Origin of the sequence: Microbacterium sp. USHLN272 (assembly GCF_037149655.1) — a bacterium.
Taxonomy (GTDB): Bacteria; Actinomycetota; Actinomycetes; order Actinomycetales; family Microbacteriaceae; genus Microbacterium; species Microbacterium galbinum.
On the sequence record NZ_JBBCRA010000001.1, the window covers coordinates 1,053,337 to 1,074,338 of the forward strand.

Annotated in this window: 23 protein-coding genes; 13 read left to right on the plus strand and 10 right to left on the minus strand. The window is 68.7% G+C overall.

What is annotated here, in order from left to right:
* The first annotated feature begins 52 nt into the window (after positions 1-52).
* The 4 genes from WFJ97_RS05200 (at position 53) to WFJ97_RS05215 (ending at position 3,100) form a co-directional block, all read left to right on the plus strand.
* Positions 53-538, plus strand: a complete 486-nt coding sequence (locus tag WFJ97_RS05200) for a hypothetical protein (RefSeq protein WP_336640706.1) — start codon at positions 53-55, stop codon at positions 536-538.
* Positions 535-1,512, plus strand: coding sequence for a cation transporter (locus tag WFJ97_RS05205; protein WP_336640707.1), 978 nt, complete (start codon positions 535-537; stop codon positions 1,510-1,512). The genes WFJ97_RS05200 and WFJ97_RS05205 overlap by 4 nt, the downstream gene beginning before the upstream one ends.
* Before the next feature lie 65 nt (positions 1,513-1,577).
* On the plus strand, positions 1,578-2,786 hold the full coding sequence (locus tag WFJ97_RS05210) for a N(5)-(carboxyethyl)ornithine synthase (protein ID WP_336640708.1): 1,209 nt from the start codon (positions 1,578-1,580) through the stop codon (positions 2,784-2,786).
* Positions 2,787-2,824: 38 nt separating this feature from the next.
* Positions 2,825-3,100 carry a hypothetical protein gene (locus tag WFJ97_RS05215; protein ID WP_336640709.1) on the plus strand — a complete coding sequence of 92 codons (276 nt, stop codon included), beginning with the start codon at positions 2,825-2,827 and terminating at the stop codon, positions 3,098-3,100.
* A 13-nt stretch (positions 3,101-3,113) separates the two neighbouring features.
* Here the strand turns inward: WFJ97_RS05215 and WFJ97_RS05220 are convergent, their stop codons facing one another.
* Positions 3,114-4,880 (minus strand): GNAT family N-acetyltransferase, encoded by a 1,767-nt coding sequence (locus tag WFJ97_RS05220; RefSeq protein ID WP_336640710.1) that lies wholly within the window; start codon positions 4,878-4,880, stop codon positions 3,114-3,116.
* Positions 4,881-4,963: 83 nt separating this feature from the next.
* Between WFJ97_RS05220 and WFJ97_RS05225 the strand changes: the two genes are divergently transcribed.
* Positions 4,964-5,752, plus strand: coding sequence for an alpha/beta fold hydrolase (locus WFJ97_RS05225; protein WP_336640711.1), 789 nt, complete (start codon positions 4,964-4,966; stop codon positions 5,750-5,752).
* Between the two features lie 228 nt (positions 5,753-5,980).
* On the opposite strand, the gene WFJ97_RS05230 is transcribed toward WFJ97_RS05225, so the two are convergent.
* The 4 genes from WFJ97_RS05230 to WFJ97_RS05245 form a co-directional block, all read right to left on the minus strand.
* On the minus strand, positions 5,981-6,511 hold the full coding sequence (locus WFJ97_RS05230; RefSeq protein ID WP_336640712.1) for a VOC family protein: 531 nt from the start codon (positions 6,509-6,511) through the stop codon (positions 5,981-5,983).
* A gap of 81 nt (positions 6,512-6,592) precedes the next feature.
* A complete protein-coding gene (locus WFJ97_RS05235; RefSeq protein ID WP_336640713.1) occupies positions 6,593-7,261 on the minus strand; it encodes an AraC family transcriptional regulator in 669 nt (222 codons plus the stop codon).
* A gap of 188 nt (positions 7,262-7,449) precedes the next feature.
* Positions 7,450-8,523 (minus strand): redox-regulated ATPase YchF, encoded by a 1,074-nt coding sequence (ychF, locus tag WFJ97_RS05240; protein WP_336640714.1) that lies wholly within the window; start codon positions 8,521-8,523, stop codon positions 7,450-7,452.
* Between the two features lie 58 nt (positions 8,524-8,581).
* Positions 8,582-9,319, minus strand: coding sequence for a class I SAM-dependent methyltransferase (locus WFJ97_RS05245; protein ID WP_336640715.1), 738 nt, complete (start codon positions 9,317-9,319; stop codon positions 8,582-8,584).
* 59 nt (positions 9,320-9,378) lie between these two features.
* Here WFJ97_RS05245 and WFJ97_RS05250 point away from each other — a divergent pair, with 59 nt between their 5' ends.
* Together WFJ97_RS05250 and WFJ97_RS05255 are read left to right on the plus strand one after the other, a co-directional pair.
* Positions 9,379-9,972, plus strand: a complete 594-nt coding sequence (locus WFJ97_RS05250; RefSeq protein WP_336640716.1) for a 3'-5' exonuclease — start codon at positions 9,379-9,381, stop codon at positions 9,970-9,972.
* A 47-nt stretch (positions 9,973-10,019) separates the two neighbouring features.
* Entirely contained in the window at positions 10,020-11,279 is a 1,260-nt protein-coding gene (locus WFJ97_RS05255) for a DNA recombination protein RmuC (protein ID WP_336640717.1), read from the plus strand.
* Here the strand turns inward: WFJ97_RS05255 and WFJ97_RS05260 are convergent.
* Both WFJ97_RS05260 and glpX read right to left on the minus strand, forming a co-directional pair.
* A complete protein-coding gene (locus tag WFJ97_RS05260) occupies positions 11,260-11,547 on the minus strand; it encodes a hypothetical protein (protein WP_247623002.1) in 288 nt (95 codons plus the stop codon). The genes WFJ97_RS05255 and WFJ97_RS05260 overlap by 20 nt on opposite strands.
* 181 nt (positions 11,548-11,728) lie before the next feature.
* On the minus strand, positions 11,729-12,715 hold the full coding sequence (gene glpX, locus WFJ97_RS05265; RefSeq protein ID WP_247632612.1) for a class II fructose-bisphosphatase: 987 nt from the start codon (positions 12,713-12,715) through the stop codon (positions 11,729-11,731).
* A 187-nt stretch (positions 12,716-12,902) separates the two neighbouring features.
* Between glpX and fbaA the strand changes: the two genes are divergently transcribed.
* Positions 12,903-13,931, plus strand: a complete 1,029-nt coding sequence (gene fbaA, locus WFJ97_RS05270) for a class II fructose-bisphosphate aldolase (protein WP_247623004.1) — start codon at positions 12,903-12,905, stop codon at positions 13,929-13,931.
* Between the two features lie 84 nt (positions 13,932-14,015).
* On the opposite strand, the gene WFJ97_RS05275 is transcribed toward fbaA, so the two are convergent.
* From WFJ97_RS05275 to WFJ97_RS05285, 3 genes are all read right to left on the minus strand, one after another.
* Positions 14,016-14,540 (minus strand): DUF6264 family protein, encoded by a 525-nt coding sequence (locus WFJ97_RS05275; protein WP_336640718.1) that lies wholly within the window; start codon positions 14,538-14,540, stop codon positions 14,016-14,018.
* Positions 14,541-14,787: 247 nt separating this feature from the next.
* The gene (locus tag WFJ97_RS05280; RefSeq protein ID WP_336640719.1) at positions 14,788-15,579 is read right to left on the minus strand and encodes an IclR family transcriptional regulator; all 792 of its coding nucleotides are present in this window, start codon (positions 15,577-15,579) and stop codon (positions 14,788-14,790) included.
* A gap of 2 nt (positions 15,580-15,581) precedes the next feature.
* Positions 15,582-16,616: a 4-hydroxy-3-methylbut-2-enyl diphosphate reductase gene (locus tag WFJ97_RS05285; RefSeq protein ID WP_442928425.1), complete on the minus strand. Its 1,035-nt coding sequence runs from the start codon at positions 16,614-16,616 to the stop codon at positions 15,582-15,584.
* A gap of 122 nt (positions 16,617-16,738) precedes the next feature.
* Between WFJ97_RS05285 and xseA the strand changes: the two genes are divergently transcribed.
* From xseA to WFJ97_RS05310, 5 genes are read left to right on the plus strand one after another with little or no spacing between them, the layout of a single operon-like run.
* Entirely contained in the window at positions 16,739-18,016 is a 1,278-nt protein-coding gene (xseA, locus tag WFJ97_RS05290) for an exodeoxyribonuclease VII large subunit (protein ID WP_247632615.1), read from the plus strand.
* Positions 18,017-18,072: 56 nt separating this feature from the next.
* Positions 18,073-18,303, plus strand: coding sequence for an exodeoxyribonuclease VII small subunit (locus WFJ97_RS05295; protein ID WP_247623009.1), 231 nt, complete (start codon positions 18,073-18,075; stop codon positions 18,301-18,303).
* Complete coding sequence (locus tag WFJ97_RS05300; RefSeq protein WP_336640721.1) at positions 18,300-18,938, plus strand: DUF4245 family protein; 639 nt, start codon at positions 18,300-18,302, stop codon at positions 18,936-18,938. The genes WFJ97_RS05295 and WFJ97_RS05300 overlap by 4 nt, the downstream gene beginning before the upstream one ends.
* Positions 18,935-19,594, plus strand: coding sequence for a carbonic anhydrase (locus WFJ97_RS05305; protein WP_336640722.1), 660 nt, complete (start codon positions 18,935-18,937; stop codon positions 19,592-19,594). Before WFJ97_RS05300 ends, WFJ97_RS05305 begins: the two co-directional genes overlap by 4 nt.
* Entirely contained in the window at positions 19,591-20,985 is a 1,395-nt protein-coding gene (locus WFJ97_RS05310; protein ID WP_336640723.1) for a class II fumarate hydratase, read from the plus strand. The genes WFJ97_RS05305 and WFJ97_RS05310 overlap by 4 nt, the downstream gene beginning before the upstream one ends.
* Positions 20,986-21,002 lie beyond the last annotated feature (17 nt).

Below are 21,002 nucleotides of genomic sequence, written 5' to 3' on the forward strand. Positions count from 1 at the left end.
CTGTCGCGTCAATCGGCTTCTCCGCGGACGATGCCCGGAGCAGAGTGCAGGGGTGAGAACACCTCAGACAGTCCGCCGCGCCCTTGCGGGCGCCGCCGCGATCCTGCTCACGGCAGCCCTCGCCGGGTGCGGCCTGACGATCCCGACGGATCCCGACGACACACTCGCGTCGGTGCGCCACAGCGTGTTGAGGGTCGGGGTCTCCCCCGACGGCTCGCTCGTGCAGGCCGATGGTGACGACCCGTCGGGGAGTGTGGTCGACCTGGTCGACGGCTTCGCCGACCACCTCGACGCGGAACCCGAATGGACCGTCGGCAGCGAGGAGACGCTGGTCGGGATGCTGGAGAGGGGTGACCTCGACCTGATCGCGGGCGGGATCACCTCCGACACCCCCTGGCTTGAGAGAGCGGGCGTGTCACGCGGTTACAGCGATATCGACGGCGCCGACGGCCGCACACTGGTGATGCTCGTACCGCTGGGCGAGAACGCCTTCCTGAGCGAGCTCGAGAGCTACCTCGACGACGAGGTCGGCTCGTGACCGCGACGCACGAGTTCGGACGTACCGATCTCCCGGCCGAGCAGACGCGCGCCCTGCGCTCCGCCATCCGCTGGGAATGGTTCACCATCGGGTACACGAGCATCACGATCGCCGTGATCGCGCTCGTCGTCGGAAACTCGCAGGCCATGCGCACGGCCTGGATCGAGGACATGCTCTCGCTGATCCCGCAGATCGCCTTCCTGGTCGCGCTGATCTTCGTGAGACGACGCCCCGACCGCACGCATCCGTACGGCATGCATCGTGCGATGGGGGTGGGTCACCTCGTCGCCGGGGTCGCCCTCCTGGCCGTGGGCCTCAATCTCGCGCGGGAGTCCGTCGTGGGACTCGTCTCGGGCGAGCATCCGACGATCGGCACCGTACTGCTCTTCGGACAGACGATCTGGCTCGGCTGGCTGATGGTCGCGGTGATGGCCGTCGTCGTGGTCGGCCCGATCTTCTTCTACGGCCCGGCCAAGGCGAAACTCGCCCCGGTGCTGCACAACAAGCTCTTGTACGCCGATGCAGACATGGCCAAGGCCGACTGGCAGACGACGGTCGCCTCGATCGTCGTCGTGCTCGGGGTCGGAGTGGGGTTGTGGTGGCTCGATGGCGCCGCCGCGGTCTTCATCTCGCTCGGGATCATCTGGGACGGCGTCAAGAACACGAAGGCCGCGATCGTCGACCTCATGGACCAGCGCGCTCGCACCTACGACAGCGCTGCACCCCACCCGCTCGCCCGGGACATCGTCTCGTACCTGCGCAGCAAGCCCTGGGTGGGGAATGCAGCCGTGCGCTTGCGCGACCAGGGGCAGGTGTTCCACGTCGAGGCGTTCGTCGTCCCTCGCCGCGGCAGCGTATCGCTCCGCCGCATCACCGAGGTATCGAAGGGCATCGCCGATCTCGATTGGAAGGTGCAGGACGTCGTCATCGTCCCGGCGGAACGGCTTCCGGACGAGGCGGATACCGGGCGATAGCGCCGCACACCCGCCGCGCAGGCCAGGGGCGTACTGTCGGAGAAGGAACTGACCCTGGTTCTCCGATGATGGGAATCACGTTGTCCGACGCCGCACCCCGCTCCACTGCCGCTCTGCTCTCACTCGGCCTCCTCGCCGCCTCCTCCATGGAGAACGAGCGACGACTGCCGATCCACCCCCACCACTTCGACCGCATCGACCCGGACCTCCGGGCGCGCATGGTCGTCGAGCGCGGATACGGCGCGGACTTCCGACTCTCCCCCGGTTACATCGAGTCGCGCGTCGGGCGAGTGGCCGACCGCGCCGAGGTGCTCGCCTCCGCCGATGTGCTCCTGCTGCCCAAGCCGCAGGCGGCCGATGTGGCCGCCGTCCCCGCGGGGCGCACGCTGTGGGGCTGGCCGCACTGCGTGCAGGATGCCGCGATCACCCAGACCGCGATCGACAACCGCCTCACGCTGATCGCGTTCGAGGCGATGAACCACTGGACGCCGCAAGGAGACATGAGCCTGCACGTGTTCCACAAGAACAACGAGCTCGCGGGCTACTGCTCGGTGCAGCACGCATTGAGCCTGGTCGGCTCGACCGGCGACTACGGTCCACGCCTCAGCGCGGTCGTGATCGGCTTCGGAGCGACGGCGCGCGGCGCGGTCACCGCGCTCAACGCCCACGGCATCCACGACATCCAGGTGCTCACGCAACGCGGAGTGGCGGCCGTCGGCTCTCCCATCCACAATGCGCACATGACGCAGCTGAACACCGATGGCAGCGGGGCCACCCACCTCAGCACGGTCGTCACGGATGCCGGTGACGTGCTGTTGCCGGACTTCCTGGCGTCGCACGACATCGTCGTCAACTGCACACTGCAGGACGTCGCAGCGCCGATGACCTATCTGCGCACGGAGGACCTGCAGGGATTCACGTCGGGAAGTCTCATCATCGACGTCTCCTGCGACGAGGGCATGGGATTCGAGTGGGCGACACCCACGACCTTCGACGAACCGATGTTCACCGTCGGCGAAGGCGTCGATTACTACGCCGTGGACCACAGCCCCTCGTACCTCTGGAACTCGGCGACCTGGGAGATCAGCGAGGCGACGCTGCCCTTCCTCCGCTCGGTGATGGAGGGAGAGGCCTCCTGGGACGCGAGCAGCACGCTCGCCCGCGCGATCGAGATCCGCGACGGCGTGGTCCAGAATCCGAGCATTCTCAGCTTCCAGGACCGCGACCCGGCATACCCGCATCCGCGGATCGAGCGACGTCCGTCGGCGGCGTGATGACCGTGCGCCCGCGCCCGTCGATCTAGGCTGGTGAGATGCTCGCCGCTCTCATCCGCCCCGTCGAATCGCACACCGTCGAGGTCGCCGGCGCGTCCCTCGACGACGTGTACGCGCAGATCTCGAGCCATGCACCGGACGGGTTCGACCTTGTCTCGGCCCCGGTGCGGATGCTCAAGGGCACGGCGGGCATCCAGGCGACGGCCCGGTTCGATCGCCGAGACGGCGTCCGCGAGATCTCGGCCGACGACATGGACGCACTCGAGGCGCAGGTGCCCGAGGGCTGGCAGATGCTCTCGGTGTGGACGCTCTAGCGGCTGGACTCGGCTAGAGCTCCCTCTTCAGTCCGACATGGGCGGTCTGGTACCCGTGTCGGGTGTAGAAGGCGCGAGTCCGCTCCCGCGCATCGTCGGTGGTGACCTGCGACAGCCGGGCCCCGCGCACTCGCCCGAATTCGTGCGCCCACTCGAGCATCGCCGCGCCCAGCCCTTGTGACCGCGTCCCTGCAGCGACGCGCAGTCCCTCGATCTGGAGCCGGGTCGACCCACCGCGGGAGAGGCCCGGGATGACGGTCAGCTGCATCGTGGCGACCGGGTGATCGTCGCTGTCGCGGACGACCCCCAGGTAGTTGGATCCGTCGCGCGCGACCGCGCTGAAGGCCGCCTCGTAGCGCTCGAGCTCGACGCTCTCCCGATCCCGGCCGAACTGATCGTCGAGCAGCAGCGCGGCAATGGCCCCGATGTCGTCTCGGTTCGCCCGTTCGAGCCGAAACTCTCGGCCCGCCACCTGCAGGCGTCCCCGCACGGACGACCGCGCATCCGCCTGCAGCCGGGCGACGAGGAGGTCGAGCCATCCGCCGACGTTCGCGCGAGCCTCCGCCGTGTCGGGGTAGCGGCATCTCAGGTGCAGGCCCGACTCATCCAGGATGAACCACAGCATGACCCCGTCCGTATCGGTCGCCGCGCTGACGTACTGGGCGTCGAGGCCGACGGAGTCGATGCGTACGGGAAGCCTGCGCAGATCCAGCCACGAGATCGCGAACATCCCGGGGGCGACGGGCATGCCGCCCCACGGCGCGAGGACGTCCGCGAGCGGCCAGGCGCCGAGTTGCACCGCCTCCTTCACCGCGGCCGCCGCCGCATGCGGTTCGGCGACGTCCGATTCGAGGACGGAGTTGGTGATGAACCACCCGACCGAGTCGTGCCAGGTGTCCTCGAATCGGCTGTGCACGGGGAACACGGCGCGAAGCGGGGCATCCGCCAGTTCTCGGGTCACCGCGGTCATCGCGACGACGGCCCGCGCGAGGGTCGAGACGCCGTCGTCCCGGGCCTGTGCGGCGAAGGCCGCGGCGTCGTCGACATCGAACACATCGCGCACCTCCACGCGCTCACGATGCGGCTCGGGAGTACCCAGCGACAACGGGAACTGCGGCATCACGCCGCCGCTACCGTCGATGATGTCCTCCCACCGCCGACGCACGTGGTCGGGTGCCGCCTCCCGATCCAACAGTGTCTGCGTGTGTTCGACGAATGCCGGCGCCGGCCGCGACGTCGGCTGCGCACCGACGCGCCCGGCGTCGAGCGCGGACAGCAGATCGCGCGCGATCACCAGCATCGACCACATGTCGACGTGCGCATGGTCCGCAGCGATCACGACCGTGAGACCGGCAGCGGTCTCCAACACGCAGAGGCGGTGCGACGGATGCCGGTACGGCGAGCATGCCGCATCGAGGACGTCCCGCAACGCGTCGTTGACGGCCTGTCCCGAGCCGACCTGATGTTCGACCCAACTACCGGGACCGATCTCGATCTCGTGGAGCTCCGGCTCGCCGTTTGCACCGGCGACGAACGCCGTCCGCAGCGTGCCATGTCGAGCGATCACCTCCAGCCAGGCGTCGGCGATCGACTCGCGAGGAATCGGTGCAGGCAGCCGGAAGGAGAGCGCCATCCACGATCCGGGTCGATCGCCCGCCCCGACATGGAGGCGCTGGTCGAAGGACACGGGGAGGCGTCGTCCGGGCGCGGACGCGGCGACGTCGTACCCCCAGAGCCGTCCGAACGGGAGGCGGAGGTGCGTCACATTCGTCAGGCGCATGGGTAGCACCATATATCCCCCAGATAACCTGGAGATCACACCGACCACCGAACCAATACGGTCATCACCGAGCGAGGAGCCTGATGCCCACATTCGAGGTGCCCGGAGCCGAGCTGGCCGTCGCCATGAGCGATGAAGGCGGACACCCGGTCGTCCAGCTGCACGGCCTCACCGCGAGCCGGGCGCGCGATCGAGGACTCGAGCTCGACCTCGGCCGAGGACTCAGCGGAACGCGACTGCTGCGCTACGACGCGCGCGGCCACGGCCGGTCGACCGGGCGGAGGGTCCCCGAGGACTATCGCTGGCAGACCCTCGCCGACGACCTTCTGAGACTGCTCGACCACTGGTTCCCGGGTGAGCGCGTTCACGGCGTCGGCCCCTCCATGGGCACCGCGACACTGCTGCACGCTGCGACGATCGCGCCGGAACGCTTCACCGGACTCACGCTGATGGCGCCGCCCACGGCGTGGGATACCCGACCCGCTCAGGCCGCGAACTACCGAGCCGCGGCCGATCTCATCGACGCCGAGGGTATGGAGGCGTACCTCGCGAGCACGCGCGGCCCCGCACCCTCGCCAGAGGCCGAGGCCGTGCCCGATCCGGGGCCCGACGTCACCGAGACGCTTCTCCCGTCGGTCCTGCGAGGGGCGGCACTCAGCGATCTGCCCACGCCGGAGGCCGTCGCCCGCATCGAGGTGCCGACATCGATCCTGGCGTGGACCGACGACCCGGGGCATCCGCTGTCGACGGCGGATGCACTCGTCGAGATCCTCCCGCACGCGACCCTGACGGTTGCGCGCGCGCCCGCGGACATCGAGGTCTGGCCCGAGGTGCTGAGGCAGGATCTCGGCCGTCACGGAGCGGTCAGCTGATCGCGCCGACCCCGCTCAGTTGTTGAAGCGGAACTCCACGACGTCACCACGGATAACAACCTATGGATTATGCGGCCACCCTTGACCAATGCGGGCCTCAAGTCAGGCCGGCCACCACACCTTCAGCCTGTTCCCCCATCGCAATCATCCGCCGCCTCGACCAGCAAAGCAGGAAACTCTTGGAGGGCCCAGACGTGGCCGACCCCTCCGATGACGAGGTTGCGCCCCTCAGGCCTTCGGGTCACGCAAGGAGGTCATTGCTTCTATCAGCGTGTCGTGGATGTAGGCGAGTCCGGGCGAGACCTCTCCCCATTCGCCGTCTTGCTCCTCGACTGTCCAGTCCTTCTCGCCCGTCGATTCTTCCCAGACCATCTCGCCGTGCTGCCAGATCCACCAGATGTTCGCGCTCGAATCCTGGATCCGAGCGAAGCTGGTCCCGAAGAAGTCAGTCGGCTTCGTGATGAGCCGTGCGTCGCGGGCGAGGGCACGCTCGAGCACCGCATCGAGGTCATCGACGTAGATCTGGAGAAGGCTCGGAGTGAAAGGCCAGTCCGGCTTGCGCTCGGCGAACATGATGGTGGTCGTGCCGACGCGCACCTCGGCCTGCAGCAGCAGGCCGTCGTCATCGACGGTGCGCGCCTCCGCGCGTTCCTCGCCATCAAAGACTTCGACGACAAATTGAGCGAGCTGATCGGCGTCGCTCGTGATAACGAAGGGGTTGACCGTGGCATACCCCTCGGGGGCGGCGGGTGCGGACATCGTTTGCTCCTGTACTGGTGGTGGATGCGATGTCCCCAGTCCATCACTGAGCGAATGTCCCGGTATTGAACATTTCCGCCATCATCGGCCGAACAGCACCTGAGCCGGCGTCTGACCGTGGAACGCCCTCAGCGAACGAGTCAGGTGAGCCTGGTCTGCGAAACCGCAGCGTGCAGCGCACTCGATCGGCGGCACGCCTTGCATCAGCAGAGCAAACGCTTCACGCGCCCGAGACAGTTGCTCGATTTGCTTGCGCGTAAGTCCTGTCGCGGCGCGGACCCGGCGCTGCCGCTGCCGCTCGGAGTAACCTGCGTCATCGCCGGACAGCATGCGCCGGACATCGCCGTCGCAGCGCAGCACGTCGAGCTCCAGAAGACGATCGGTGAAGGCCTCAAGGTCCGCGAACTCCGGGAACGGCACGGCATGCTGCGCAAGTGTGACGTGCCCGGCTTCGACAACCAGCTGCTGCTCCCCGCCGAGCAGCAGATGCTTACTCACTCCAGGCAAAACGACATGAGCCTTCAGCTGAACGCCCCCACTATGCTCCCCGATCGTCGAGCGGATCCAGCGGTGACCCAGAGTCGGACCCGACAGTCCAGCGAGTAGATCTCCACCTGCCGCGCGGGCGAACCACAGATCCCAGTACTCGACCGCCGGGACGAGGTAGCGCTCGTCCTTCGTCGCCCGTGCTTGCCACACACACTCAAGCAGAGGCGAGTCGGGATGATGCTCCTCGTACATGCGCTCCATCCGCGGCTCCTCCGCTCCGAGGACACCCTCTTGAGCAGTTGCCTTAGCTCTGAGTTTCGCTCGATCCAACGAGGATCACTGCTATGCGGGCGGCGCACTCGATCCATGGGTGAACATCACCCTCACGCACTACCGATCAGCCTACGCGACCGCCTGACGGAAGCCGCGCATCCGTGAGGAGTCAGACGTTAGAGCGCAAACCTAAATTCGACGACGTCGCCGTCCTTCATGACGTAGTCCTTGCCCTCGAGGCGGGCCTTGCCCTTGGCGCGGGCTTCGACGACCGATCCGGTCTCGACGAGGTCCTCGAACGAGACGATCTCCGCCTTGATGAAGCCCTTCTCGAAGTCGGTGTGGATGACACCGGCCGCCTGCGGAGCCTTGGCACCCTGCGGGATCGTCCAGGCGCGCGCTTCCTTCGGACCGGCGGTGAGGTACGTCTGCAGTCCGAGCGTGGCGAAGCCGATGCGGGCGAGCTGGTCGAGGCCGGACTCGTCCTGGCCGGTCGCCGCGAGCAGCTCGGCGGCGTCCTCGGGGTCGAGGTCGATGAGTTCCGACTCGATCTTGGCGTCAAGGAAGATCGCCTGAGCCGGAGCGACGAGCGCGGCGAGCTCTGCCTTGCGTGCGTCGTCGGTGAGGACTGCCTCGTCGACGTTGAAGACGAAGATGACGGGCTTCACGGTGAGGAGCCCGAGTTCGCGGATGGGCTCGAGGTCGAGGCCGCTGACCGAGAGCAGCTGACCGCGCTCGAGAGCGTCCTTCGCCGCGTTCGCCGCATCGAGGACCGACGGGTCGATCTTCTTGCCGCGGACTTCCTTCTCGTACCGGGTGATCGCCTTCTCGACGGTCTGAAGGTCGGCGAGCATCAGCTCGGCGTTGATCGTCTCCATGTCGGATGCCGGGTTCACCGCACCGTCGACGTGCACCACGTCGTCGTCGGCGAAACCACGCACGACCTGAGCGATCGCGTCGGCCTCGCGGATGTTCGCGAGGAACTGGTTGCCCAGCCCCTCCCCCTCGCTGGCGCCGCGCACGATGCCGGCGATGTCGACGAACGACACCGCAGCGGGCAGGATGCGCTCGCTGCCGAAGATCTCCGCGAGCTTGTCGAGCCGCGGGTCCGGCAGGTTCACCACGCCGACGTTGGGCTCGATCGTCGCGAACGGATAGTTCGCTGCGAGCACGTCGTTCTTGGTGAGTGCGTTGAAGAGGGTGGACTTGCCGACGTTGGGCAGGCCGACGATTCCGATAGTGAGAGCCACGGGGAACGAGTCTACCTGTCGCGACGCATGCCCTCGTCGGATCGCTCGCCCGTGGCGATCACCCGCGACGGGCGCGGAACGCCTTCGTCACGTATGGCAGATCGATGACTCCGTCGGTGAACTCGAGGTCGTCGAAGAGGGCGTCCATCTCCCGATGGATGCGCTCCCTTTCCTCGGGTGTCGCGGTGATCACCGCGCTGCGCGACGAGGCCATGCGGTGGAGCTGTTCGCGTGTCATCGGCCGCGACCATTCCCAGCTCTCGCTCTCGAGCGTGTCGAAGGGGGCGGCGATCACAGGATCACCCGCGGCCAGAGCCTCCTCCGCCGCGCTTCGATGCATGATGCGACTGAGGTCGCGCACCCACTCGACACGCTCGTCGCGGATGTTCCAGATCAGCCCGAGCGCTCCGTCCGCGCGCACCGCACGTCCGATCTCGGCGGAGGCTCGGACCGGGTCGACCCAGTGCCAGGCCTGGCCGAGCACGACGGCGTCGAGGCTGTCGTCCGGCAGCGGAAGGGACTCGGCGGTGCCGAGGAACGTGGGCACGCCCGGCACGTTCTCGCGCAGGGCGGCGAGCATGGCCGGGTCGGGATCGATCGCGACGATCTGAGCCCCCGGAGCGTGCGCGATGGCGCGGGTGAGCTTGCCGGTTCCCGCCCCGACGTCCGCGACGCGCTGCGCCCCGGCGGGCAGGATCTCGAGCATCCATGCCACCGCGTCGAAGGGGTACTCGGGTCGCCCCGCCTCGTAGTCCTGCGCCTGCGCGCCGAACAACGTCGCTCTGCTGTCCGCCATGTCGTCAGCATACGGCGCGCCGCCCGCCGCGAACTGGACGCTAGGGCGAGAGTGGATTCGTGCCCCTGGACTTCACAGCGATCGACTTCGAGACGGCGAACTCCAGCCCCGCCTCCGCCTGTTCCGTCGGCCTCGTGCGCGTGCGCGGCGGCGAGGTCGTGGCGCAGGGCGGGTGGCTGATCCAGCCCCCGCCCGGGCACGACGAGTTCCAGGAGTGGAACGTCCGCATCCACGGCATCCAGCCCGAAGACGTTCTCACGGCCGCCACGTGGACCGAACAGTTCGACCGCCTGTGCGATTTCGCCGGGTCCGATGTGCTCGTCGCGCACAACGCCGGCTTCGACCTCAACGTGCTCCGCCGCGCATCCGAGGCGACCGGCGGCGTGTGCCCTCCGTATCGCTCGCTCTGCAGCCTGCAGGTCGCGCGCAAGACCTACCAGCTCGACTCCTATCGCCTCCCGAAGGCGGCAGCAGCCGCCGGGTTCGCCGAGTTCTCGCATCACGATGCGCTGGCGGATGCTCGGGCCTGCGCGCAGATCGTGATCGATGCCGCGCGCCGCGCCGCAGCCTCGGACGTCGAGATGCTCGCGGAGATCTTGGGACTGCGACTCGGTGGCGCGCCGGTCGTCCGCGAGGAGCGCGCCGTCGCCTGACCGGGACGCCTCCCGGCAATGTCGGCGGCCAGGGGCATCATGAGCACATGGATGCTCCCCTGATCGTTCTCCTCGTCATCGCCGCTCTGTGCGCCGGGGCGGCGCTCGGCTGGTTCCTGCGCGCCGGCCGAGGTGCCGCCGAGTTCGCCCGTGTGCAGGCCGAGCTCGCCGCGGCCCGCGACGATCGCGATCGCCAGTACGACCTCTACCGCGATGCCGTCGAGCACGCGCGCGTCGAGCAACGAGCGGAGGCGCAGCGGGTGCAGCAGCAGAACGCCGTGCTCACCGCGCTCGCCCCGGTGCGCGAGAGCCTGCAGCAGATGCAGCAGAAGGTCGCGACGATCGAGCAGGAGCGCCACGCCCAGTTCGGCTCACTCGCCGAGCAGTTGCGGCGAGCGCAGGAGTCCGACGAGGCACTGCGCGCGACGACGGAGTCGCTCGCCGGAGCGCTGCGCTCGACCGCCACGCGCGGCGTCTGGGGCGAGACCCAGCTGCGGCGCGTGGTCGAGGCGGCGGGATTGACGCGGCACGTCGACTTCGACCTGCAGGCCACGATCTCGTCGGATCGCGGGCAGGGCCGACCCGACATGGTGATCCGTCTCGCCGGCGGTGCCTCGATCGCCGTCGATGCCAAGGTGCCGCTCGACGCCTACCTCGAGGCGTCGGCGCTGCCGTCGGGAGATGCGCACGAGGCTCAGCGCCGCGCGCACATGCAGAAGCACGTCAAGGCGGTGCGCGCACACGTCGATGCTCTCGCGAAGAAGGCGTACTGGGCGGGACTCGATTCCAGCCCCGAGTTCGTGATCTGCTTCCTCCCCAGCGAATCCCTGCTCGCCGCCGCGATCGACGAGGACCCGACCCTCCTCGACTACGCGTTCGGTCGACGCGTGGCTCTCGCCTCCCCGGTCAATCTCTGGGCCGTCCTGAAGACCGTTGCGTACACGTGGACGCAGCAGGAGGTGTCGACCGAGGCCCGCACGCTCCTGAACCTCGGCACGCAGCTCTACGACCGCCTCGGAACCCTCGCAGGTCATGCCGACGACCTCCGCCGCGCGCTGGAGCGCACGGTCGACAGCTACAACCGCTTCGCCGGGTCGCTCGAGACCCGCGTCCTCGTGACCGCACGCCAGTTCCCCGGCATCGACGCGACCACGCTCGATGCCCAGCCGGCGCGCATCACCGCGAGCGCGCGCCGATTCACGGCATCAGAACTGGTCGAGGAACCGGTCCGCGAAGAGACCGTTCAGGCAGAGATCGGTGCGGTGCGTGACAGGATCGACGCTCCGATCACACCGGAACGCCACTGAGCAGGATGATGACGAGCCCGCTGGTCGCGAGGAAGGCCCCGATCATCCACCAGGCGCTCATCTCCTGCCCCTCGGCACGGCGCTTGCGGAAGAGCACATCGGCGCGACGAGCCGGATCGACGACCGGCTGAGCGGCGGGCACCGCAGGCGTGGCCGCCGCGATGCTGCCCTCGGCATCCGCCGCGCTCACACGGAGAATGCGTCCGGTGTTGGTGGTGACGATCTTCGTCGGCGCGGCCTTCGAGCTGCGTGTCTGCGGCGTGGTCATGTGTTCGCCCTCCTGTGCCTGCGGTGCCAGATGGCTCCGTCCTCGGCGACAAACCCAGGCTCAAGTCTGACACGACCCACGAAGAATCGCAGGATCGGGCGCGCAGGAGGGATACCGGGTCGGTAACGATGACGAGGCCCCCGACACGCGCCGGAAGCCTCGATGCATCATCCCGCGAGGATCACAACCACTTCGAGACGAGGTGCTCCGAGGCGATCCGTCGCAGCGTTCCCGACGCCCCGCGCAGTACGACGCTCTCGGTGTACACGTACCCGCGCTCGCGGCGGACGCCGGCGACGAGCTGGCCGTCCGTGACACCGGTCGCGACGAAGATCGTGTTGTTGCCCTGCACCAGATCATCCGCCTCGTACACGCGATCCATCTCGAGTCCCGCGTCGATCCCGCGCTGGCGCTCGTCATCGTCGCGCGGCCAGAGGCGTCCCTGGATGTGTCCACCGAGTGCCTTGATCGCGCAGGCGGTGACGATGCCCTCCGGGCTGCCGCCGACGCCGACGCACATGTCGGTGCGCGCGTCATGGCGTGCCGCGTTGATGCCACCGGCCACGTCGCCGTCGCTCATCAGACGCGTCCCCGCGCCCGCATCACGGATCTCCTGGATGAGCTGCTCGTGACGGGGACGGTTGAGCACCGACACGACGATCTCATCGACGGGCTTCTCGAGAGCGCCGGCGAGACGGCGGATGTTCTCGGCGATCGGGAGGCGGATGTCGACGACACCGACGCCTGCGGGCCCCGTGACGAGCTTGTCCATGTAGAAGACGGTCGACGCATCGAGCATCGATCCGCGGTCCGAGACCGCGATGACCGAGAGAGCGTTCTGCCTTCCCGCAGCCGTGAGCGAGGTGCCGTCGATCGGGTCGACGGCGATGTCGCACTCGGGACCGCGTCCCGTTCCGACGACCTCGCCGTTGAACAGCATCGGAGCGTTGTCCTTCTCGCCCTCGCCGATCACCACACGCCCCTGGAAGTCGACCGTGCCGAGGAAGGCGCGCATCGCGTCGACGGCCGCACCGTCGGCGGCCTCCTTCGCTCCCCGCCCGATGAACGGCACGGCGCGGATCGCCGCCGCCTCCGTCGCCCTCACCAGCTCCATCGCGAGGTTGCGGTCGGGTCGAAGCGGGCTCAGATCAGCAGTAAGACTCACCATGGGGTCAGCCTAGCCAGCGGGCAGGGGCGAAATGCCCTGTTTTCCCCGTCGAGACCGTGAAGGATTTGCGTTTCTTAACAGAACAGCAGGAGACACGCACCGGCATCGCGCACCGGCCCCCGGCATCCGTCCACGCTCCCGGCTAGAGTGACTGCTGTCCCAGGCTTCATCTACCGCAGGAGTTCTCATGCCCGTCGCCACCCCGGATCAGTACGCCGAAATGCTCGACCGCGCGAAGGCCGGCGGCTTCGCGTACCCCGCGTTCAACGTCTCGAGCTCGCAGACGATCAACTCCGTCCTCCAGGGGCTGACCGAGGCCGGCTCCGACGGCATCATCCAGGTCACGACCGGTGGCGCGGACTACTTCGCCGGCCACACCGTCAAGGGCCGCGCGACCGGCGCCCTCGCCTTCGCCCGCTTCGCGACCGAGGTCGCCAAGAACTACCCGATCACGGTCGCCCTCCACACCGACCACTGCCCGAAGGACGCCCTCGCCGGCTTCGTCGAGCCGCTGATCTCCGCCTCCGAAGAAGAGGTGAAGGCCGGCCGCAACCCGATCTTCCAGTCGCACATGTGGGACGGCTCGGCCGTGCCGCTCGCCGAGAACATCGAGATCGCGAAGGACCTCCTCCCCCGCATGAAGGCGATCAACGCGATCCTCGAGGTCGAGATCGGCGTCGTCGGCGGCGAAGAGGACGGCGTCCAGCACGAGGGCTCGAACGACGCCCTCTACACGACCTTCTCCGACGTCGACCAGGCCGTCCAGGCACTCGGTCTCGGCGAGCAGGGCCGCTACATCGCCGCCCTCACCTTCGGCAACGTCCACGGCGTCTACAAGCCGGGTGGCGTGAAGCTGCGCCCCGAGCTGCTCGGTGACATCCAGGCCGAGGTCGCCGCCAAGTACGGCACGGGCCCCAAGCCCCTCGACCTCGTCTTCCACGGCGGCTCGGGCTCGACCGACGAGGAGATCGCCACCGCGGTCGCGAACGGTGTCATCAAGATGAACATCGACACCGACACGCAGTACGCCTACACGCGTGCGATCGCCGACTACATGTTCAAGAACTACGACGGCGTGCTGAAGGTCGACGGCGAGGTCGGCAACAAGAAGCAGTACGACCCGCGCGCCTGGGGCAAGATCGCCGAGACCGCGATGGCCGCCCGCGTCATCGAGTCCACTCGCCAGCTGGGCTCGTACGGTCAGTCGAAGAGCTGACCCACCGCACGAGAAGAACGGGTGCCCTGCCGCGAGGCGGGGCACCCGTTCTTTTTCTTCTGCGTAGCGACAGGGCGCGATCGATCAGGAGCCGGTGCCGCCCTGCATGTAGGCGACGAACGCGGGGTCTCCCATCATCGGGATCGAGATGCAGATCGCCGCGATGCCCAGCGTCACCACGGCACCGACCAGGGGCAGCCACCAGGTGAGCTTCCCGCGGCGCAGGCGACGGATCGACAGAGTCGCCGTCAGCGCCCACCCGGCGATGAGCACCACGGAGGCGATCGTCCCCCAGAGTCTGCCCTGTGCGAAATTGGTGAACTCGCTGGAGGCGCCCAGCACCGACAACACCTGGTTCATCACGCTGGGAAGGTCGAGGTACTGCAGACCGGTGACCACGACGTTCACCAGCCCGTAGGCGAGAAGTCCGATCGTCACGAAGCGGTCCACCGGGTGCGCGCGCCGGGGTGCATCCGTAGCGGCGTCCGCGGCCGGCAGCGCGACGGCCGGCTCGACCGGCGGCAGTTCGGAGAGAGGCGGGAGACCGGCGGCACGCCGCTGCTCCTCGGGAGTGGCGATCTCGCCGTACTGGGGCCGCTGTTCGCTCATCCCGCCATGCTAACGGCCGCGCCTGTCCCGGGCTCCCAGCGGAAGGTCCTCCGATAATGGTGGCGGCCCCGGAGAAGTGGGGACTTCTCGGGGCCGCGGACGAGGAGCGCTGGGGACGCATCCTCATCCCAGTCAGTTGCGAGGGACTGGGGATCCTGCTCGCAACCCGTAGTGCCGTGATGCACAGACGCCTACGCCTACGCCTACAAGGATAGGCAACGGCGGAATCCTCTGCCACTGAGGTTTTTCAGATAGTGAACTCCGGCCCGGGATCGCCCCCGCCGAACGCATCCGCCCCGAGCTGGATCGACAGCCGCCGGGCCGCCCTCTGCAGCTTCGCCACCAGCTCGCGGTCGACGATCGCCTGATCCGACGGCAGCGAGATCGCGAGTGAGGCGGTGACGTTGGGCGCGATGACGGGAACCGCCACGCAGGTCGCGCCGATGACGTACTCCTCCTGGTCGAGGGTCCACCCCGGGGAATGCTCGAGCTGCGTCAGCAGCGTGCGCCGATCGCTGATGGTCCGAGGAGTGAGCTCCTCGAGACGATGACGCGAGAGGTAGTCGAGACGGTCGTCATCGGGAAGCTCCGCCAGGATCTGCTTGCCCAGCGCCGTCGCGTGCCCGCTCGACTGCAGTCCGACCCACAGCTCGACACGCGGGTTCTGCTCGGCGTCGACGATGTCGATGAGGTGCATCTCCCCGTCGTCGTAGCGCGAGAGGTACGCCGTGGCCCCGACCTCGTCGGTGACCGACCGCAGCGCCGCCCGTACGCGGGCGAGGAAGACTCCGCGGGTGTCGATCTCGCGCTGGAAGGTCGGAAATCGCGCCCCGAGCACGAGCCCGTCGGGTTCGGCCGACAGGTACCCCTCGTGGATGAGCGTGCGCACGAGGTTGTAGGTGGTGCCGGGCGTGAGCCCGGTGATCGCCGCCAGCATCTTGGTCGGCAACGGACGGGGAGAGTTGGTGACGATGTCGACCAGGCGAAGAGCCCGCTGCACCGATCCGATGAGCGTGGGTTCCGCCTCGGCGGCGCTCAACGCTACGCGCCTCCTCCGGTCGCGCGTCCGCCCAGGGCCCGATCGTCGCGCTTGCCCGAAGCATCCTGACGCAGCTCCTTCGGCAGCGAGAACATGAGGTCCTCCTCGGCCGTCTTCACCTCTTCGACGTCGCGGTAGCCGGCGTCGCCGATCGCGTCGAGCACCTCGCGCACGAGGACCTCGGGAACGGATGCCCCGCTCGTCACGCCGACCGTCTCGACGCCGTCGAGCCACTCCTGCTGGATCTCCTCGGCGTAGTCGATGCGGTACGCGGCCTTGGCCCCGTACTCGAGCGCGACCTCGACCAGGCGCACGCTGTTCGAGGAGTTCGCGGAGCCGACCACGATGACGAGATCCGCACCGACGGCGACCTTCTTGATCGCGACCTGACGGTTCTGCGTCGCGTAGCAGATGTCGTCGGACGGAGGATTGTGCAGTTCGGGGAAGCGCGTGCGCAGGCGGTTGACGGTCTCCATCGTCTCGTCGACGGAGAGCGTGGTCTGCGACAGCCACACGACCTTGTTCGGGTCCTTCACGACGACCGTGTCGGCCTCGTCCGGCGAGTTGACGATCGTCACGTGATCCGGAGCCTCACCCGCGGTGCCCTCGACCTCTTCGTGCCCCTCGTGACCGATGAGCAGGATCTCGAAGTCGTCACGGGCGAAGCGCACGGCCTCGCGATGCACCTTGGTGACCAGGGGGCAGGTCGCGTCGATCGCGTGCAGGCCGCGGTCGGATGCCGCGTTGACGACGGCCGGCGAGACGCCGTGCGCACTGAAGACCACGTGCGCCCCGGTCGGAACCTCGTCGACCTCCTCGACGAAGATCGCCCCCTTGGCCTCGAGCTCGCTCACCACGTGGATGTTGTGGACGATCTGCTTGCGCACGTAGACCGGAGCGCCGTAGCGCTCGAGAGCCTTCTCGACGGCGACGACGGCGCGATCGACACCCGCGCAGTATCCGCGCGGCGCCGCGAGCAGCACGCGCTTGCGTCCGGCCACCGCGTTATCCTGAAGCCTCCCGGCCGCCGCACGCACGCGTGGGAGGCGAGGGATGGGGAGATGAACGGCAGTCGAGGTCACCCCTCGATTCTACCGGCGTCCACCCTGAGAAAGCCGGGAATCCTCCCCCGCACGACAACCCCCAGGGACGAGAGCAGATGACGGTCTTCGAAGCAGCCACCGGCCCCGGCGAGAACCCGCCGGCGGATGCCGTCTCGCCCCGCGATTCGACGGCGGATGCCCCGACCTCCGTCGCCCGGCTGAACGCCACCATCCGGGACTTCGTCGCGCGCTGGAACACGGTGTGGGTCGAGGGCGAGATCACCTCCTGGAACGTCCGCGGCGGCAACGTCTTCGCGCGCCTGAAGGACGTGCAGTCCGATGCGCAGATCTCGATCCGCGTGTGGTCGAGCGTTCGAGGGCGCATTCCCGCCGACCTCGGGATCGGGGATCACGTCGTCGCCGCCGTCAAGGCCGACTACTTCGTGAAGGCCGGCGACTTCAGCTTCACCGTCTCCTCGATGAAGCACGTGGGGCTGGGTGACCAGCTCGAGCGGCTCGAGAAGCTGCGCGCGCAACTGCGTCAGGAAGGCCTCTTCGACCCCTCGCGCAAGAAGCGGCTGCCGTTCCTCCCGCACGTGATCGGACTCATCACGGGCGAGAGGTCCGACGCCGAGAAGGACGTGCACCGCAACGCCGAGCTGCGCTGGCCGCAGGTGCGCTTCCGCACCGAGTACGCGGCGGTGCAGGGCGAGCGCTGCGTTCCCGACACGCTGGCGGCCCTCGCCCGTCTCGACGCGGATCCCGACGTCGACGTCATCATCATCGCCCGGGGCGGCGGCGATCCGCAGACCCTCCTCGGCTTCAGCGACGAGCGCCTGGTGCGCGCCGTCGCCGCCGCCTCGACGCCGGTCGTGAGTGCGATCGGGCACGAGAACGACCACCCCCTCCTCGACGATGTCGCCGACCTGCGCGCGTCGACCCCGACGGATGCCGCGAAGCGGGTCGTGCCGGATGTCGGCGAGCAGCGCGCCCTGATCGGACAGCTGCGCTCCCGGGCGACCACGCGACTCACCCAGCGCCTGTCGCACGACATCGCGCAGCTCGAACAGCTGCGCTCGCGCCCCGTGCTCCGCTCCCCCGCCCCGATCATCGACTCCCGCGCGCAGGAGGTGTGGCTGCTGCTCTCGCGGGGTCGCGACACCCTCACCCGCCACCTCGATGCCGCCGGTCGCCGCACGAGCGAGCTGCGGGCATCCCTGCGTGCGCTGTCGCCGGCGGCGACGCTCGCGCGCGGCTACGCGATCGCGCATCTCGAGGGCGGTGTGATCCTGCGCGATGCGGCGGATGCCCCGGCCGGAAGCGCCCTGACCATCACCGTCGATCGCGGTTCGGTGGCCGCGCGGTCGGAGGGCGAGATCGCCGAGGCATCCTGATCGAGCGCGGCCCGCGGCCGCTCACCGATCGCGACGGCACGCCGTAGGATGGAGGAGTGAGCGCGCTGAACGATACCCCTGTCGAGACGCTGACGTTCGAGGCCGCTCGTGACGAGCTGGTCACCGTGGTCGCCGAACTCGAACAGGGCGCGCCGACCCTCGAGCAGTCGTTGGCGCTCTGGGAGCGCGGTGAGGCCCTGGCCGCCCGGTGCGAGGAATGGCTCCTCGGCGCCAAGCGCCGACTCGACGCCGCCCGCGCCGCTGCCGACGACGGGGACGAGCGATGAACAAGCCCGCTCCCATCGTCGCGGAGCTCGGACGCCCCGAGACCCCGGAGGAGACGGCCGCCCGCAAGGCCGCGTCGAGCAAGGCCTACCGGTCGAGCCAGACCGTGCGCAGTCTCATCGCCGCACTGCTGGCGACCCTCGCCGTGCTGGCCGTGATCATCTTCGCCGTCCCGCGCGGTGAGCCGGCATCCGCGCCGTCCGTCGACCTCACCGGCATCGCCGCCGACGTCGAGAACACGATGGACAGCGCGGTGATCGTGCCCGAACTCGGCGACTTCTGGCGGGTGAACGCGGCCGAGCTGCAGAGCGGTGCCACCGTCGTGTGGGACATCACGCTCGCCCCTGCCGCCCAGGACGAGCGCGGGTTCGTCAAGGTCGCCCAGGCCTTCGACGCCGATTCCCGCTGGGCACCGCAGCGCCTCGAGGGGACGGCCCCCACCGACACCGTCACGATCGACGGCATCGAGTGGGACGTGTTCACCCCCGGCGACTCGGCCTCGAACATCTCCTACGCCCTCGGCACGCAGGCCGGTGACGACTACGTGCTGCTCTACGGCTCGCGGTCGGCCGATTCCACCGCCGAGTTGGCCGCCTCACTCACCCCCCAGATCCGCACCCTCTCGGAGGCCTCATGACGCACGACCTGACCCCGGCCGCAGCCTGGAAGCAGATGCGCGACGGCAATCGCCGCTTCGTGAACGAGGAGCCGCGGCATCCGAATCAGGACGTCGCCCGCCGCAAGGGACTCGCCGAGGCCCAGAACCCGGTCGCCACCCTGTTCGGCTGCTCGGACTCGCGTCTCGCCGCCGAGATCATCTTCGACCTCGGACTCGGCGACCTGTTCGTCGTGCGCAACGCCGGCCAGGTGATCGGCGAATCGATCGTCGCGAGCCTCGAGTACGCGGTGGCGGTGCTGAACGTGCCGCTCATCGTGGTTCTCGCGCACGACTCCTGCGGTGCCGTGCGCGCCGCGATCGACGGCACCGCGATCGACGCGGCACCCGTGCCCCCGCACATCTGGAAGCTGATCGCCCCGATCGTCCCGGCCGCGCGCAAGGTGCTCGCCGAGAGCGGCGGCACGACGGTCGCCGAGATCGACGCCGAACTCGTCGGCCAGGAGCACCTGCGCAACACCGTCGCCGACCTGCTGCAGTCGTCCGAGATCATCAGCACCGCCGTCGCCGAGGGCCGCCTGGGCATCGTCGGCGCCAACTACCGTCTGGCCGAGGGCACGGCCGTGCCCGTCATCACCGTGGGGATCGACCCCGAAACGCAGGAGGGTTCGGAATGACCGATACCGAGTACCGCATCGAGCACGACACCATGGGTGAAGTGCGGGTGCCCGTGAACGCGCTCTACGGGGCGCAGACGCAGCGCGCCGTCGAGAACTTCCCGATCTCGGGCAAGGGGCTGGAGTCGACGCAGATCGCAGCCCTCGCCCGGATCAAGAAGGCCGCCGCGCTCGCCAACAAGGAGCTCGGCACGCTCGACGGCGCCATCGCCGACGCCATCGCGCAGGCCGCCGACCAGGTCGCCGCCGGCTCCCACGACGGCGAGTTCCCGGTCGACACCTACCAGACCGGCTCGGGCACGTCGTCGAACATGAACATGAACGAGGTGCTCGCGACGCTGGCGACGCGCATCCTCGGCGCGGACGTGCACCCCAACGACCACGTCAACGCCTCGCAGTCGTCGAACGACGTCTTCCCGACCTCGGTGCACATCGCGGTGACCCAGGCGCTCATCGACACGCTCATCCCGTCGCTCGACCACCTCGCCGTGGCACTCGAGGCCAAGGCCGAGCTGTGGAAGGACGCGGTGAAGTCCGGTCGCACCCACCTCATGGATGCGACCCCGGTCACCCTCGGCCAGGAGTTCGGCGGCTACGCCCGTCAGGTGCGTCTCGGCATCGAGCGCGTGCAGTCGGCGCTCCCCCGCGTCGCGGAGGTCCCGCTCGGCGGCACCGCCACCGGCACCGGCATCAACACCCCGCTCGGCTTCCCGCAGAAGGTCATCGCGCTGCTCGCGGCCGAGACCGAACTGCCGATCACCGAGGCGAAGGACCACTTCGAGGCCCAGGCCAACCGCGACGGTCTCGTCGAGGCATCCGGTGCCCTGCGCACCATCGCCGTCTCGCTGACCAAGATCAACAACGATCTGCGCTGGATGGGCTCAGGCCCAAACACGGGCCTCGGCGAGCTGCACATCCCCGATCTCCAGCCCGGTTCGTCGATCATGCCCGGCAAGGTCAACCCGGTCGTCCCGGAAGCCGTGCTGATGGTGTGCGCGCGCGTGATCGGCAACGACGCGACCGTCGCCTGGGCCGGAGCATCCGGTTCGTTCGAACTGAACGTCGCCATCCCCGTCATGGGCACGGCGCTCCTCGAATCGATCCGTCTGCTCTCCAACGCCTCGCGCGTGCTGGCCGACAAGACGATCGACGGCCTGCAGGCGAACCTCGACCGCGCGGCCGCGTTCGCCGGTATGAGCCCGTCGATCGTGACGCCCTTGAACAAGCTGATCGGCTACGAGGCCGCCGCCAAGATCGCCAAGCACGCGGTCGCCCAGGGCATCACGGTGCGCGACGCCGTGATCGACCTCGGCTACGTCGAGCGCGGCGAGCTTACGCTCGAGCAGCTCGACGAGAAGCTCGACCTGCTGTCGATGACGCACCCGGGCTGATCCGTCCGCCCACGCAA